Raw genomic sequence first — 14081 nt, 5'->3', positions numbered from 1 at the left:
CATGGCCATGACGGAACTTCCCATCGAACACTTCGTGGACGCCGCCGCCTGGGAACGCTGGCTGGAGCGCCACCCCGCGTCCGATGGCGTGTGGCTGAAAATCGCGAAGAAGGATTCGGGCCTCGCGTCGGTCAGCTATGCCGATGCGCTCGACGTCGCGCTGTGCCACGGCTGGATCGACGGGCAGAAGAAGGGGTTCGATGCGCAGTGCTTCCTGCAGCGCTTCACGCCGCGTCGCCCGCGCAGCACCTGGTCGAAGATCAATGTCGGCAAAGTCGACGCGCTGGTCGCGGCGGGGCGGATGCGGCCCGCCGGATTGCGCGAGATCGAACAGGCGAAGGCCGATGGCCGCTGGGATGCCGCCTACGATGGCGCGCGCTCCATGGAGGTACCCCCCGAGCTCGCGCAGGCACTGGCGAAGAACCGGAAGGCAAGGGACTTCTTCGAGGCGCTCGACAGGACCAACCGTTACGCCGTGTGTTGGCGCGTGCAGACCGCGGTGAAGCTCGAAACGAAACGGGCGCGGGTGGAGAAGCTGGTCGCCATGCTGGCGCGCGGCGAGAAGATCCACGCCTGAAGCCATGAACGGAAACGCCTCCCGATGGGAGGCGTTCTATGTCCTTGCGGGCGAGCGGAGGCTGGCGGGCGAGGCATGCGTGGCTGGCTGGCGTTGGGCTGGCTTGCGACGTGCGCGCAGTCTAGGGAAACACGTCCTGGCATGTAGAAACGCGAATCGCTCTCATCGCTGGGCGCGGCTCGCATGGACGCTGAGCCAGGCCCCGGCCAGCAGCAATACGATGGCGACGCCCTGTATCCAATGCGCCTGCGCGCGCCCCGACGCCACCAGCAGCAGGGTCGATAACAACGGCGCAAGGTAGGACAGGCTGCCCAGCAGCGCGATATCGCCGCGCTTGGTGCCGTGGTCCCACAGCCAGAACGCGGCACCTACCGGGCCGATACCCATGAGCACCAGCACGACCCACTGGTTTGCGGTGGGAGCGACCGTGTCCTCGCCCAGCAGGTGCGCGAGGGTGCCCAGCACCGCGACGCCCGCGCAGGCCACGGTGATCGCCGCGCTGGGCACGTCGGCATGGCGTCGGTTGAGCACCGAATACATGGACCAGATCAGGGCCGCGCCCAGCGCGGCGAGATAGCCGGGTACATGCGATGGCTCGACCTGCAAGCTGCGGCCGCGCGTCACCAGCAGTATCGCCGCGACCAGGCCCAGTCCGGTGCCCAGCCACTGCCCGGGGCGCACGGAGACGCCGCCGAAGATGCCCGCGAACACCACGATCAACAGTGGCCACAGGTAGTTGAGCAGGTTGGCTTCCACGGCCGGTGCACGCTTCAGCGCGATGAAGTACAGCGCGTGGTAGCCGAACAGCGCCAGCGTCGACAGGGCGAACGCGGGCAGCGGCTGGCGCAGTTCGCCCCAGCCGGCGCGGCCGCGCACTCCTGCGCGCAGAAGCCCCAGTGCCGCCGCGATGCCGAAACCGATCGCCAGCACCTGGAAGGGCGGCAGGTCGCCCGTCGCCGTCGTCAACAGCGCCAGCGACGCCCACAGCAGGATCGCGACCAGCCCGACCAGGGTGGCACGGCGCTGCGAAATGGCATCGCTCACGCGGTGGGCAGCGCGATGTCAGCGAAGGATTCGACGCGCACGTGGCCATGCGCCGCGTCGCCTGCGCGCGGCGCAGGGTAGTCGTCCAGCCGGTCGATCAGGCGCGTCTGCAGGCCTGCGTCGCGCGCGGCATCCAGTTCTTCCACTACGTCGGACAGGAACAGGATGTCCCCCGGGTCCACATCGATGCGGTCGGCGATCGTCCGGTAACTGGCTGCTTCGCGCTTGCCGCCGACTTCGGTATCGAACCAGCCCGAGAACATCGGCGACAGGTCGCCGGCGTCACTGTGGCCGAAGAACAGTTTCTGCGCCGGTACGGAACCGGAGGAATACACATACAGCGGATAGCCCTGCGCGTACCACTTGCGCAATGCCGGCGCGGCGTCGGGATAGATGTGCGCGGTGAAATCCGCATCGCGGTAGCCGGCTTCCCATATCAGGCCTTGCAGCGCTTTCAGTGCGGTGTGTTTGCGGTCCTGGTCGATCCAGCCCTGCAGCGTCTCCACGATGACGTCATCGCTGCAGATACTGCCGTGCTCCGTGGCGACCACGTCGAGCCAGCGCCGCACCTCGGGTTCCTGCCCATGCTCGCGGACGAAGCCGGGCAGGGCGCGGCGCGCGTACGGGAACAGCACGTCCTTCACGAATGAAATGCTGCTGGTGGTGCCTTCGATGTCGGTGAGGATGGCGGAAACGGGCATGTGGTTCTTCTGGTTCGCGGTAGAGCGGAGCTTGCTTCGCTACGCTTTTCATGGGGAGCAAAGGGAGGGCAGCAGGAGCCGATCCTTGGTGCGACGGTTCATCCCCCTCGTTTCGCCGGACCCTCACCCCAACCCCTCTCCCGACGGGAGAGGGGCGTCAGCGTTCGGTCAGGCCTTCGTAGCGCGGGAACTGCTGCGCCAGCGTGGTACCCGTGAAGTGGCCCACCCAGCCGTCCGGCTCGGTGAAGAAGCGGATGGCGACGAAGCTCGGTTCCGGCCCCATGTCGAACCAGTGCAAGGTGCTGTCTGGCACGCCGATCAGGTCGTCCTGCACGCACTCCACCTCATAGACCTTGTCGCCCACGTGCAGCGTGAACAGGCCGGAGCCGGCGACGAAGAAACGCACTTCGTCTTCCTTGTGGTAATGCTCATCGAGGAACTTCGCGCGCATGGCCTCGCGCTGCGGGTTGTCGGGCGCGATGCTGACCACATCGACGGTCTTGAAGCCGCGTTCGGCGACCAGACGGTCGATGTCGGCGCGATAGGCGTCGATCACATCCTCCGGCGGCGCGCCGGGCTCGATGGCCTTGGTCGCCTTCCAGCGCTCGAAGGTCACGCCGAGCTTCTTCAGCTCGGTGGCGATGAAGTCGGGATCGTAACTGGCGAACTCCGGCGTGGCCGGGTCGGATTCGCTGAAGATGCGCAGGCGGCTCATGGCGGTATGGCGTGAGGCGACAGAGGGGGCCGTTAGGGTACCAGACCGGTCCGCGCGGCCTGGTAGGGAAACGGAACGCCCGGATAACCGCCGGTTATCAGCGGCGGCAGCCCAGCTTGCGCAGCTCCAGCTCGGCCGCGAACAGGAACTCGAAGGCCTCCAGGTGGCGGCGGGCTTCGGCCATCGTGCGGCCCCACGCGTACAGGCCGTGGCCGTCGATCAGGTAGCCCCACAGTGGCCGGTCGTCGAGCAGCGCGTCCACCTGCGCGGCGAGCGTGGGCATGTCCTGGGTGTTGGCGAACACGGGCACGTCGATCGCCATCTCGTGCGTGCTGTTGCCGTGGAATGCCTTCAGCAATTCGAAGCCTTCCAGGCGCACATGGCCGGCACCGGCGAACAGCCGCGATGCCACCGTCTGCACCAGCGAATGGGTGTGCAGCACGCACCCGATCTCGGGATAGCGGCGATACAGCTGGGTATGCAGCAGCGTTTCGGCGGACGGACGGTGGTCGCTGCCGACGGCCTTGCCGTCGAAGTCCACCACCATGATGTCCGCCTCCACCAGCCGGCCCTTGTCGCGGCCGGAGACCGTGATGGCCGCGTGCCGGTCATCCAGTCGCTGCGAGAAATTGCTGCTGGTGGCCGGTGTCCAGCCCAGCTGCGACAGCTCGCGCACGTTGGAGATGATGGACTGCGCGCGGTCGCGCAGCTGGTCGGCGTGATAGGGCAGGGGCGTGGCGTTCATGCCGCCATTCTACCGCCTGCCCGGAGGTGGAGCTCAGCGCTGCGCGCGCATGCGGCTGTGGCGATATCCGTAGAGGAAATAGATGAGGAAACCCACGGCCGTCCACACGGCCATCAGCATCCAGTTGTGGGCGGTCATCGCCGACAGCAGCGCCAGGCAGCTCAGCACGCCCAGGGTGCAGATCAGCCATGCGGCGGGGATGCGGAACGGACGCGGCAGGTCGGGCTGGGTGCGGCGCAGGACCAGCACGCCAACGCAGACCGAGGCGAAGGCGATCAGGGTCCCCATCGACGTCAGTTCGCCCAGGACATCAAGCGGGAACAGCGCCGCCAGCAGGGCGATGCCGATACCCGTGATGACGGTGTTGATGTGCGGCGTGCGGTACTCCGGATGGATCCGGGTGAACACCGGCGGCAGCAGGCCGTCGCGGGCCATGATCATGAAGATGCGCGGTTGGCCGATGATCATCACCAGCACCACCGAGGACAGGCCGATCAGCGCGCCGATCTCCACCGTGACCCGCAGCCAACCCAGTTCGGGATGAGCCGCTACCGCGGTCACGACCGGTTCGGCCGTGCCCAAGGCGGTGTACGGCACCAGGCCCGTCATCACCGCCGCCATGGCGATGTACAACACGGTGCAGATCGCCAGCGAGGCCAGCATGCCCACGGGGAGATCCTTCTGCGGGCGATGCGATTCCTGCGCCGCCACCGAGACCGCCTCGAAACCGATGTAGGCGAAGAACACCATCGCCGCGCCGCGCAACACGCCATCCCAGCCGAACTTGCCGGGGCCTTCGTTGGCAGGAATGAAGGGCTGCCAGTTGGAGGGGTCGACGTACTGCCAGCCAGCGATGATGACCAGCACGATCAGGCCGGTCTTCAGCACGACCATCGCCATGTTCATGGCCGACGACTTGCGGATGCCCACGTAGCACAACCAGGTCAGCAGCAGCACGATGACGGCGGCCGGGACGTTGGCGATGGCGCCGGTCGGTCGAAGCTGCGCATCCAGTGGCGCGCTGACGAGCGCCTTGGGCAGGAAGATGTCGAAGTGTTCGAGCAGGCTCAGGAAATAGCCGGTCCAGCTGACCGCGACCGCCGAGGCTGACACGCCGTACTCGAGGACCAGCATCCAGCCGATGAACCACGCGGTGAGTTCACCCAGCGTGGCGTAGGTATAGGTATAGGCGCTGCCGGACACCGGCACCATCGCGGCGAATTCCGCGTACGCCAGCGCACAGAACGTGCAGCAGATCGCCGCCAGCACGAACGACAGCATGATGGCCGGACCGGCATGGTTGGCCGCCGCCTGGCCGGTGATGACGAAGATGCCGCCACCGATCACCGCACCGATGCCGAGTGCGGTCAGCCCCCAGGGGCCGAGCGTGCGGCGCAGGCTGAGCCCTTCGGCCTCTTCATGGGCGGCATGGGGGTGCTTGGTGGCGAGGAGCTGTCGGAGCATCGTGCGTGTTCCTGGAACGGGTTCGATGAGGGCAACCAAAAAGGCCGGCGGTGCGCCCGCCGGCCTTGAAGAGGATCAGGCCTTCTGCCTGAGTTTGCTGTTCCGGAAGCCGTACGCGAAGTAGATCAGCTGGCCCAGCACGGTCCAGGCCACGAAGATCTGCCAGTGCTCCATGAACGACTGCAGGAACAGGAACAGGCAGGCGAGCACGCCCACCGGGCAGATCAGCCAGAACATCGGCACGCGGAACGGCCGGTTGAGGTCAGGACGGGTGAAGCGCAGCACCAGCACGCCGAGGCACACCGTGGCGAAGGCCAGCAGCGTCCCCATCGAAACCAGTTCGCCGAGCACGCTGAGCGGCATGAAGCCCGCGAGCAGGCAGGCCAGCACGCCGACGATGATCGTGCCGACATAGGGCGTATGGAACTTCGGATGCACCTTGCCGAAGATCTTCGGCATCAGCCCGTCCTTGGCCATGCTGTAGAAAATGCGTGGCTGTGCCATCAGCATGACCAGGATCACCGACGACAGGCCTGCAATGGCGCCGATTTCCACCGCGGTCTTGAGCCAGCCCACGCTGGCGCCGGGATCGGCCTTGAGGACCTCTTCCAGCGCCGTGGCCACCGGCTTGGCGGTGCCCAGCAGCGTGTAGTGGGTCATGCCGGTCAGCACCGCACAGACGGCGATGTAGATGACGGTGCAGATGGCCAGCGAGCCGAGGATGCCCTTGGGCATGTCGCGCTGCGGGTTCTTGGCCTCGCCGGCGGCGGTGGAGACCGCGTCGAAGCCGATGTAAGCGAAGAACACGATGGTCGCCGCGCGGAACACGCCATCCATGCCGAACTGGCCGGGGCCGGTGTTCTCGGGAATGAAGGGGGTCCAGTTCGCCGGGTCGACGTACTGGACGCCAAAGCCGAGGAAGGCCGCAATCACGACCACCTTGATCGCGACGATGATCGAGTTGACGAAGGCCGACTGGGTGATGCCGACATAGCACAGGCCGCTGACCGCAGCGACGATCAGCACCGCAGGCAGGTTGATGATGCCCGCGGTGGCGACGAATCCGCCATCGGCCCACGTGATCGGCGCTGTCGCCAATTGCTCGGGGAAGGGCACGCCCAGCGTGCCGGTGAGGAAGCTCACCAGGTAGCCAGACCAGCCCACCGCGACGGTGGACGATGCGAACAGGTATTCCAGCACCAGGCACCAGCCGATGAACCAGGCCACGGCCTCGCCGAGGGTGGCGTAGGAGTACGAATACGCGCTGCCGGACACCGGCATCATCGAGGCGAACTCGGCGTAGCAGAGGCCGGCCATGGCGCAGGCGAAGCCGGCAATCACGAAGCTCAACATGATCGCGGGGCCGGCGTGGTTGGCCGCGGCCTGGCCGGTCAGCACGAAGATGCCCGCACCGATGACCGCGCCCACGCCCAGCAGCACGAGGTGTTTGGCGGTCAGGGTTCGCTTCAGACTGCTTTCGCCGTCCAGGCTGCCTTCGAAAGGTTCACCGGCATCGATATGTCCCGCCGGTGCAACCGGCTTGACCCTGAACAGAGCTTTGAGCATTCGCAGCGTCCCCTTGCAAGACTGGATGCCGGCGGAAAGATCCGCCAGGCGGTGGCAACTGTCATGGGGAAGGCGCCCCCACGGAAGGCCGTACCTTGCCAAAGCGGGCGGGGGATCACAAGCGCGGTTGCAGCATGCCGGGCGATAATCACGACACCACCGACCTGCCCGCAAGGAAAAAACACGCCGTGTCAGTCGCTTACACCGCCCTTCGCGCACATCTGGCCGATTACGGACACCGCTGGCCCGACGAACAGGCGGTGGTCGCGCAGTTTCTCGAGCTGCTGGACGATCCAGCCAATCCGCTGCTCCGCGAGCGACTGGAAGGACACCTCACGGGTGGCGCCTGGCTGGTCAGTGCCGATGGCCGGCGCACGTTGCTGACCCACCACCGCAAGCTGGGCCGGTGGCTGCAGCTGGGAGGCCATGCCGATGGTGACGAGGACATGGCGCGCGTGGCACTGAAGGAAGCCGAGGAGGAATCCGGCCTGTCCGATCTGTCCGTGGAAGGCGGCATCTTCGATCTGGACCGCCACTGGATACCCGAACGCAAGGACGTGCCGGGCCACTGGCACTACGACATACGCTATGTGGTGCGTGCCAATGGCAGTGAGGACTACGTGGTCAGCGAGGAGTCGCTCGACCTGGCCTGGCGCGATATCGGACCGATTGCCGCCGAGCCGGATGAATCCCTCAGCCGCATGGCCCGCAAGTGGCTGGCGCGCAACACGGCGTAGGGTGGGCCTTGGCCCACCGCACTGCGGATATCAATACAGGACGCGCACCCGCAGCGTGCCGTCGATCGCCGCCATCGCGTCGCGCAGGCTGGCCGTCTGTTCTTCATCGGCAGTCACATCGATGACCACGTAGCCGACTTTCGGGTCGGTACGCAGGAACTGGCCGTCAATGTTGATGCCGCGGTCGCGGAAGATGTCGTTGATCTGCGACAGCACGCCCGGCACGTTGCGATGGATATGCAGGATGCGTCGGCTGCCTTCGTGGCCGGGCAGGGTGACTTCGGGGAAGTTCACCGCCGACAGCGTGCTGCCGTTGTCGCTGTAGCGCACCAGTTTGGCCGCCACTTCCACGCCGATGTTGTCCTGCGCCTCCAGCGTGCTGCCACCGACATGCGGGGTCAGGATCACGTTGTCCAATCCGCGCAACGGCGACTCGAAGGCATCCGCATTGCCCTTGGGTTCCACCGGGAACACGTCCACCGCGGCACCGCCGACCTTGCCGGACTTCAGTGCTTCCGCCAGTGCATCGATGTCCACCACGGTGCCGCGCGAGGCGTTGATCAGGTGTGCGCCGGGCTTCATCCGGGCGATCTGCGCCGCGCCGAACATGTCTTTCGTCGCGGCCGTCTCCGGCACGTGCAGCGTGACCACGTCGCTGAGTTCCAGCAGGTCGTCCAGGCTGACGGCGGCGCGAGCGTTGCCCAGCGACAGCTTGGTCTCGATGTCGTGGAAGAGCACCTGCATGCCCAGCGACTCGGCCAGCACGCCCACCTGGGTGCCGATATGGCCGTAGCCGATGATGCCCAGGGTCTTGCCACGCACCTCATGACTGCCGGCAGCGGACTTGCTCCAGCCGCCCCGGTGGCACTCGGCGTTCTTCTGGGGGATGCCACGCATCAGCAGGATGGCCTGGGCGACCACCAGTTCCGCCACGCTGCGGGTATTGGAATACGGGGCGTTGAAGACCGGAATGCCGGCCAGTTCCGCCGCGTCCAGGTCCACCTGGTTGGTGCCGATGCAGAAGCAGCCCACCGCGATCAGCCGGCGTGCCTGCGACAGCACATCGTCGGTCAGGTGGCTGCGCGAGCGGATGCCGACGATGTGCGCCTCGGCGATGCGGCGCTTCAGCTCGTCTTCCGGCAGCGACTTCTCGTGGTATTCGATCTGCGTATAGCCCGCCGCGCGGAACGTCTCCACGGCGGTCTGGCTGACCCCTTCCAGCAACAGCACGCGGATGTCCTGCTTCGGGTACGAGGTCTTCTTGATCGACATTGCCGGAAAGGTCGCAGCGGAGGGGGAAGGGGCGTCACTATGCCAGATGCACGCCGTCGATGGTGCGGCGCGGAATGGAAAGCTCGGTTGCCGTTTTCCAGGCTTTGTTGCCCTTGCAACCAAGCGCATCGCTCGCTGGACGCAGCGCAGCATCGCTGGCACGCTGGGCGCCCCCGAAAGCCTGCCCTCCGCAATGAGCGATCCGCGCCTGGAAGCCCTGCTGCACGCCGTCCCGGCGCTGCGCCTGAAGACCGATCCTGCCGATCTCGAGCACTACGGCCGCGACTGGACCCGGCGCTGGACACCGGCACCGCTGGCGATCGCATTGCCCGCCACGGTCGAGGAAGTGCAGGCCGTCGTGCGTTGGGCGAACGAGCATCACGTGGCCGTGGTGCCCTCGGGCGGGCGCACCGGCCTGTCCGGTGGCGCCGTGGCCGCGAATGGCGAACTGGTGCTGAGCCTTGAGCGCATGAACCAGGCGCTCGACTTCAATGCCGTGGACCGCACGCTGACCGTGCAGGCCGGTATGCCGCTGGAGGCCGTACATAACGCGGCGCGTGAGCACGGACTGGTCTATCCGGTCGATTTCGCCGCACGCGGTTCCTGCGCCATCGGCGGCAACATCGCCACCAACGCCGGCGGCATCCGGGTGATCCGCTACGGCAACACGCGCGAATGGATCGCCGGTCTGAAAGTCGTCACCGGTGCCGGCGACGTGCTGGAGCTCAACAAGGCGCTGATCAAGAACTCCAGCGGCTACGACCTGCGCCATCTCTGGATCGGCTCGGAAGGGACGTTGGGCATCGTGGTGGAAGCCACCGTGAGGCTGACCGATCCGCCGCCGCCGACCAATGTCATGCTGCTGGCACTGCCGTCGTTCGATGTGCTGATGCAGGTGTTCGCCGCGTTCCGCGAGCGCCTGCAGCTGGAGGCCTTCGAATTCTTCACCGACCGCGCGCTGCACCATGTGCTGGCGCATGGCGCACAGAAGCCGTTCGAGGAAATCCATCCGTACTACGTGGTCACCGAGTTCGCGATCGGCGACGAGGCGAGGGAAGCCGCGGCAATGGCGGCCTTCGAGGCCTGCATGGAGCAGGGCTGGGTCAGCGATGGCGTGATCAGCCAGTCCGATGCCCAGGCCGCGCAGCTGTGGCGCCTGCGCGAGGGCATCACCGAGGCGCTGGCGCGCTATGTGCCGTACAAGAACGACGTGTCCGTGCGCATTTCCGCCATGCCGGCGTTCCTTGCCGAGACGCAGGCGTTGCTGGGCGAGGCGTACCCGCACTTCGAAGTGGTGTGGTTCGGCCATATCGGTGACGGCAATCTGCATATCAACGTGCTGAAGCCCGACGGAATGGAGAACGCGGAGTTCGTCACCCAGTGCGAGCAGGTCACCAAGCTGCTGGCCGAATCGCTGCGCCGCCACCAAGGCAGCATTTCCGCCGAACACGGCATCGGCCTGGTGAAGAAGGGCTATCTGGAAAGCACGCGCAGCGCCGACGAGATCGCGGTGATGCGCGGCATCAAGCGCGTGCTGGATCCGAATGGCCTGATGAACCCGGGCAAGCTGTTCGACGCGTGATGCGGATTCATCCAGCCATCGCTGATTGCAGGTAGTCTTGGCGCGCCGCGATGCGCGCGGTGTCCGTTCATTCCCTGGAAGTGTCCATGTCCCGAATTTTCCTGGCTGGCGTCCTGCTGGCGTTCTCCGTCCCGGCACTGGCCGGCAGCTTCGCCGGCAGTTCGGCCGGTGCGTCGTCCGCCGGCTCGTCCGCCTCGTCCGACAGCTCATCCGGCGACGACAAGATCGTCGTGCAGGCGCGCGAGGACGCCGCCAGCTTTGTCGCCAGCGACGGCCGTATCCGTGGCGCCCAACTGGAAGCCGCGCTGCGTCACCTGCGCGAGAAGGATGAAGCCGCTCGCAAGGCCAGCGACATGCAGCTGGCGCAGGCCATCCTGGCCCGCTGATGCCACCGCGTCGGCCCCGCGGCCGGCGCTTCGTCGCGCTGCTCGCATGGGCATGGCTGGGGCCGGCCGTCACGGCGGCCGCGCTCGACATCGATCCGACGGGCCTCGGCTCCGATGACATCGTTGCAACGCAGGCGCTGCTCGACGATGTCCTGCCACGCCTGCCGCAGGCATGGCGCGATGGGCTGCCGTCCGATCTCGTCCTGCAATGGCGCGACGATCTTCCGGCGCATGTCGCCGGCCGGCGGGTCGGTGATCGCATCCTGCTGCCGCGCCATCTGCTGCAGGCATGGCAAGCCCGCGATGGCGTGCCTGCGGACGATGCTTCGTTGCGCGCCGTCCGTCATGCGCTGGTGCACGAACTTGCGCACAGTTACGATCGTGCACGACGCAACGTCCTGTCGCGCGATCCGGGCCTGCGCGATCTCGCGGGATGGCAGCGCAGCGTGTTTGCCATCGCAGGGCGCCGTTCGCGCAACGATTTCGTCGCGCGGACGCCCGATCCGTACGAGCGGGAGCGTCCTTCCGAATTCGTGGCGGTGAACCTCGAGCATTTCGTACTCGACCCGGCCTACGGCTGCCGGCGTCCGGCGTTGCACCGCCATTTCGCGGCGCACTTCCAGGTGCCGGCGAAGCCGGAGGCGTGCGCGCCCGGGTTGCCTTTCCTGGACGTGGATGCCGAAGCGGGCGCTGCCTCGCTGCTCGCGCTGGACCCGGCGCGCATCTACGCGGTCGACTATCTGCTGGCGGAAGGCAACACGCAGGCGATGAGTCGCTGGGGCCACAGCATGCTGCGGCTGGTGGTCTGCGCGCCCGGTCGCGCACCGGGGCCCGACTGCCGCTTCGACCTGGCCCATCACCGCGTGCTGTCGTTCCGCGCGTTCGTGGGCGACGTGCAGATCTCAGGGTGGCGCGGCCTGACCGGCTCGTACCCGTCGCGCCTGTTCCTGTTGCCGCTGGACCAGGTGATCGAGGAGTACACCCGGGTGGAACTGCGCGGCCTGCAGTCCATTCCCCTGAAACTGGAGCAGGGTGAAATCGCGTCCATGGTCGAGCGGGCCGCGCAGCTTCACTGGAGCTATGACGGACGCTACTACTTCATCAGCAACAACTGCGCGGTGGAGACCTGGAAGCTGCTGCACGACGGTGTGCCACGACTGGCCGGGGAGCCGCTCGCCAGCATCACGCCCACCGGACTGCTGAAGAGGCTGGAGCGTCGTGGCATCGCCGATACCCGCGTGCTCGACGACGCAGGGCAGGCGCGACGACTCGGTTATTACTTCGAGCCGATGAGCGCGCGCTATGACGCGCTGTTCGCCGTGGCGCGCGAGGCGCTCGCGCTGCCGCAGCAGGACCTGCACGCCTGGCTGGCGCTGTCGCCTGCGGAGCGCGCCACCTGGCTGCCACGGGCCGACCTGCGTGCGAGCGCGGCGCTGCTGGTGCTGGAGAATGCGGCGCTCCGTCGCCAGCAACTGCTGTTGCGCGACGAACTGAAGCGACGCTACCTGGGCCGCAATGCGCCCGCCGATGTCGCGCGGGCGCTGCAGGCCTTGCGCACGTGGCTGGGCGATACCGGTTTCGCCAGTCGCCCCTCGGAACTGCTGCCGGAGGGCTACGGACTTCCGCAGGCCGATGAGCGCGCGCGCGTTGTGGAGGAAGCAGGAGCCCGCGTGGCGCGCTTGCGTGAGCAGGATGGTGTGCTTCGTGGCGAACTGGAGCGCTGGCTGCCTGCCGACCGGCGCGAGGTCCTGCAGGGCATCGAAGCAAACCTGGAAACGATCGGCGCGCGCCTGCGCGCACTGGATGCGGCAGGCGCGTCGTGACAGAAGACCTCAGTCGGCGCGACCGCCGAACTCGCCCGTCGTCGTGTTGACGAGGATGCGCTCGCCGTTGGTGATGTACTCCGGCACCATGATCTCGATGCCGGTGTTGAGCTTGGCCGGCTTGGGGCGCTTGGTCGCGGTGCCGCCCTTCAGTTCCGGCGGCGTTTCCACCACTTCCAGCGTCACGTGCTGCGGCAGCTGCAGCGCGACCGGCAGTTCGTCGATGACCTGCACGTAGCAGCCGGCGAGGCCTTCGGTGATGTAGCCGGCGTCATCACCGATGACGTTGGCGTCCAGTGTATAGGGCGTGTAGTCCTCATCGTCGAGGAAGACGAACGCATCGCCATCCATGTACGAGAATGTCGCCTGCCGGCGCAGCAGTTCGACTTCCGGCAGGTTGTCGTCGGCGTCGAAGCTGGCATCCAGCTTGTTGCCGCCCGGCACGCTGTACATGATGAAACGGAAGCGCACGTTGCCGCCGCGCCCTTGCGGCGAGCTGCGCTCGATGTCGCGGATCTGGTATACGCCGCCGTTGTGTTCGACGACGTTGCCCTTCTTGATGTCGAAAGCTTTCATGGTGGTGATTTGTAATTGGTGATGGGTGATGGGGTGGGTCGGCGTGATCATTCGGGAAGGCGGCTCTTGCGAATCACCACTCGCGAATGACGAATCACGGCCCTATTTCGGTGCGAGGCGCACGGCGCCATCCAGCCGGATGGTCTCGCCGTTGAGATACGTATTGCCCAGGATATAGGCGACCAGGTCGGCGAACTCCCCGGGCTTGCCGAGGCGGGACGGGAAGGGGATAGAGGCGCTGAGCGACTGCTGCACGGCCTCGGGCATGCCATCGACCATCGGCGTCCAGAAGATGCCGGGCGCCACGGTCATCACGCGGATGCCGAAGCGGGACAGTTCGCGCGCCATCGGCAGCGTCATGGCGACCACGCCGCCCTTCGATGCCGAGTACGCCGCCTGGCCGATCTGGCCTTCGTACGCCGCCACACTGGCCGTGTTGACGATCACGCCGCGTTCGCCGTCGGCGTTGGGCACGTTGTGCTGCATCACGTCGGCGGCGGCCTTGGCCACGTTGAAGCTGCCGACCAGGTTGACCATCACCGTGCCTTGGAACGTGGATAGCGGCATCGGTGCTTCCTTGCCCAGCACGCGACCGGCGCCGAGGATGCCGGCGCAGTTGATCGCTGCATTCAAGCCGCCAAGGAATTCCTTCGCTGCCGCCACGTTCGCCGCGACGCCGGCCTCGTCGGTCACGTCGGTACGGAAGTAGCGGACGTTGGCCTCGCCCAGCTCGGCGACCGCGGCGGCGCCCTTGTCGTCGTTGACATCGAACAGCGCGGCCTTGCCGCCATGGGCGATCACGTGGCGGGCCACGGCCAGGCCCAGGCCGGAAACGCCCCCGGTGATGACGGCGCGGGTGTCGGGAAGCTGCATGCGGTCAACCTGGTGCGGAA

The 14081-nt window shown here is 66.8% G+C and carries 14 protein-coding genes; 5 read left to right on the top strand and 9 right to left on the bottom strand.

All coding sequences use genetic code 11. The features are described 5' to 3' along the window. Positions 1-7: 7 nt before the first annotated feature. A complete protein-coding gene (locus ACIPRS_RS01370) occupies positions 8-577 on the top strand; it encodes a YdeI/OmpD-associated family protein (protein ID WP_446537264.1) in 570 nt (189 codons plus the stop codon). 162 nt (positions 578-739) lie between these two features. Here ACIPRS_RS01370 and yddG read toward each other — a convergent pair whose 3' ends face one another. The 6 genes from yddG to ACIPRS_RS01340 all read right to left on the bottom strand — a co-directional run bounded on the left by yddG (position 740) and on the right by ACIPRS_RS01340 (position 6812). Beyond that, entirely contained in the window at positions 740-1621 is an 882-nt protein-coding gene (gene yddG, locus ACIPRS_RS01365; RefSeq protein WP_446537263.1) for an aromatic amino acid exporter YddG, read from the bottom strand. Then, positions 1618-2322, bottom strand: a complete 705-nt coding sequence (mtnC, locus tag ACIPRS_RS01360) for an acireductone synthase (protein ID WP_446537262.1) — start codon at positions 2320-2322, stop codon at positions 1618-1620. Before mtnC ends, yddG begins: the two co-directional genes overlap by 4 nt. A gap of 157 nt (positions 2323-2479) precedes the next feature. Then, positions 2480-3037, bottom strand: coding sequence for a 1,2-dihydroxy-3-keto-5-methylthiopentene dioxygenase (locus tag ACIPRS_RS01355; protein WP_192200941.1), 558 nt, complete (start codon positions 3035-3037; stop codon positions 2480-2482). Between the two features lie 97 nt (positions 3038-3134). Continuing rightward, positions 3135-3782 (bottom strand): methylthioribulose 1-phosphate dehydratase, encoded by a 648-nt coding sequence (locus ACIPRS_RS01350; protein WP_446537261.1) that lies wholly within the window; start codon positions 3780-3782, stop codon positions 3135-3137. Positions 3783-3815: 33 nt separating this feature from the next. Beyond that, on the bottom strand, positions 3816-5246 hold the full coding sequence (locus ACIPRS_RS01345) for an amino acid permease (RefSeq protein ID WP_192200943.1): 1431 nt from the start codon (positions 5244-5246) through the stop codon (positions 3816-3818). A 75-nt stretch (positions 5247-5321) separates the two neighbouring features. Next, entirely contained in the window at positions 5322-6812 is a 1491-nt protein-coding gene (locus ACIPRS_RS01340) for an amino acid permease (RefSeq protein WP_446537260.1), read from the bottom strand. A 134-nt stretch (positions 6813-6946) separates the two neighbouring features. Between ACIPRS_RS01340 and ACIPRS_RS01335 the strand changes: the two genes are divergently transcribed. Continuing rightward, positions 6947-7549, top strand: coding sequence for an NUDIX hydrolase (locus ACIPRS_RS01335; RefSeq protein ID WP_446537259.1), 603 nt, complete (start codon positions 6947-6949; stop codon positions 7547-7549). 30 nt (positions 7550-7579) lie between these two features. Here the strand turns inward: ACIPRS_RS01335 and serA are convergent, their stop codons facing one another. Further along, complete coding sequence (gene serA, locus ACIPRS_RS01330) at positions 7580-8821, bottom strand: phosphoglycerate dehydrogenase (protein ID WP_192200946.1); 1242 nt, start codon at positions 8819-8821, stop codon at positions 7580-7582. Positions 8822-9014: 193 nt separating this feature from the next. On the opposite strand from serA, the gene ACIPRS_RS01325 reads away from it, so the two are divergent. The 3 genes from ACIPRS_RS01325 to ACIPRS_RS01315 all read left to right on the top strand — a co-directional run bounded on the left by ACIPRS_RS01325 (position 9015) and on the right by ACIPRS_RS01315 (position 12612). Then, entirely contained in the window at positions 9015-10403 is a 1389-nt protein-coding gene (locus tag ACIPRS_RS01325) for an FAD-binding oxidoreductase (protein WP_446537258.1), read from the top strand. Positions 10404-10489: 86 nt separating this feature from the next. Continuing rightward, positions 10490-10789 carry a DUF2388 domain-containing protein gene (locus tag ACIPRS_RS01320; RefSeq protein ID WP_446537257.1) on the top strand — a complete coding sequence of 100 codons (300 nt, stop codon included), beginning with the start codon at positions 10490-10492 and terminating at the stop codon, positions 10787-10789. Beyond that, positions 10789-12612 (top strand): DUF7844 domain-containing protein, encoded by a 1824-nt coding sequence (locus ACIPRS_RS01315; protein WP_446537256.1) that lies wholly within the window; start codon positions 10789-10791, stop codon positions 12610-12612. Before ACIPRS_RS01320 ends, ACIPRS_RS01315 begins: the two co-directional genes overlap by 1 nt. Positions 12613-12621: 9 nt before the next feature. Here the strand turns inward: ACIPRS_RS01315 and yeiP are convergent, their stop codons facing one another. Together yeiP and ACIPRS_RS01305 are read right to left on the bottom strand one after the other, a co-directional pair. Then, the gene (gene yeiP, locus ACIPRS_RS01310) at positions 12622-13188 is read right to left on the bottom strand and encodes an elongation factor P-like protein YeiP (protein WP_192200950.1); all 567 of its coding nucleotides are present in this window, start codon (positions 13186-13188) and stop codon (positions 12622-12624) included. 102 nt (positions 13189-13290) lie between these two features. Then, on the bottom strand, positions 13291-14061 hold the full coding sequence (locus ACIPRS_RS01305; protein WP_446537255.1) for an SDR family NAD(P)-dependent oxidoreductase: 771 nt from the start codon (positions 14059-14061) through the stop codon (positions 13291-13293). Positions 14062-14081: the final 20 nt, after the last annotated feature.

The organism is Pseudoxanthomonas sp. LARHCG66, from assembly GCF_052871755.1.
The sequence above is the reverse complement of the archived record's forward strand: the minus strand, read 5'-3'. Positions and strand labels throughout refer to the sequence as shown.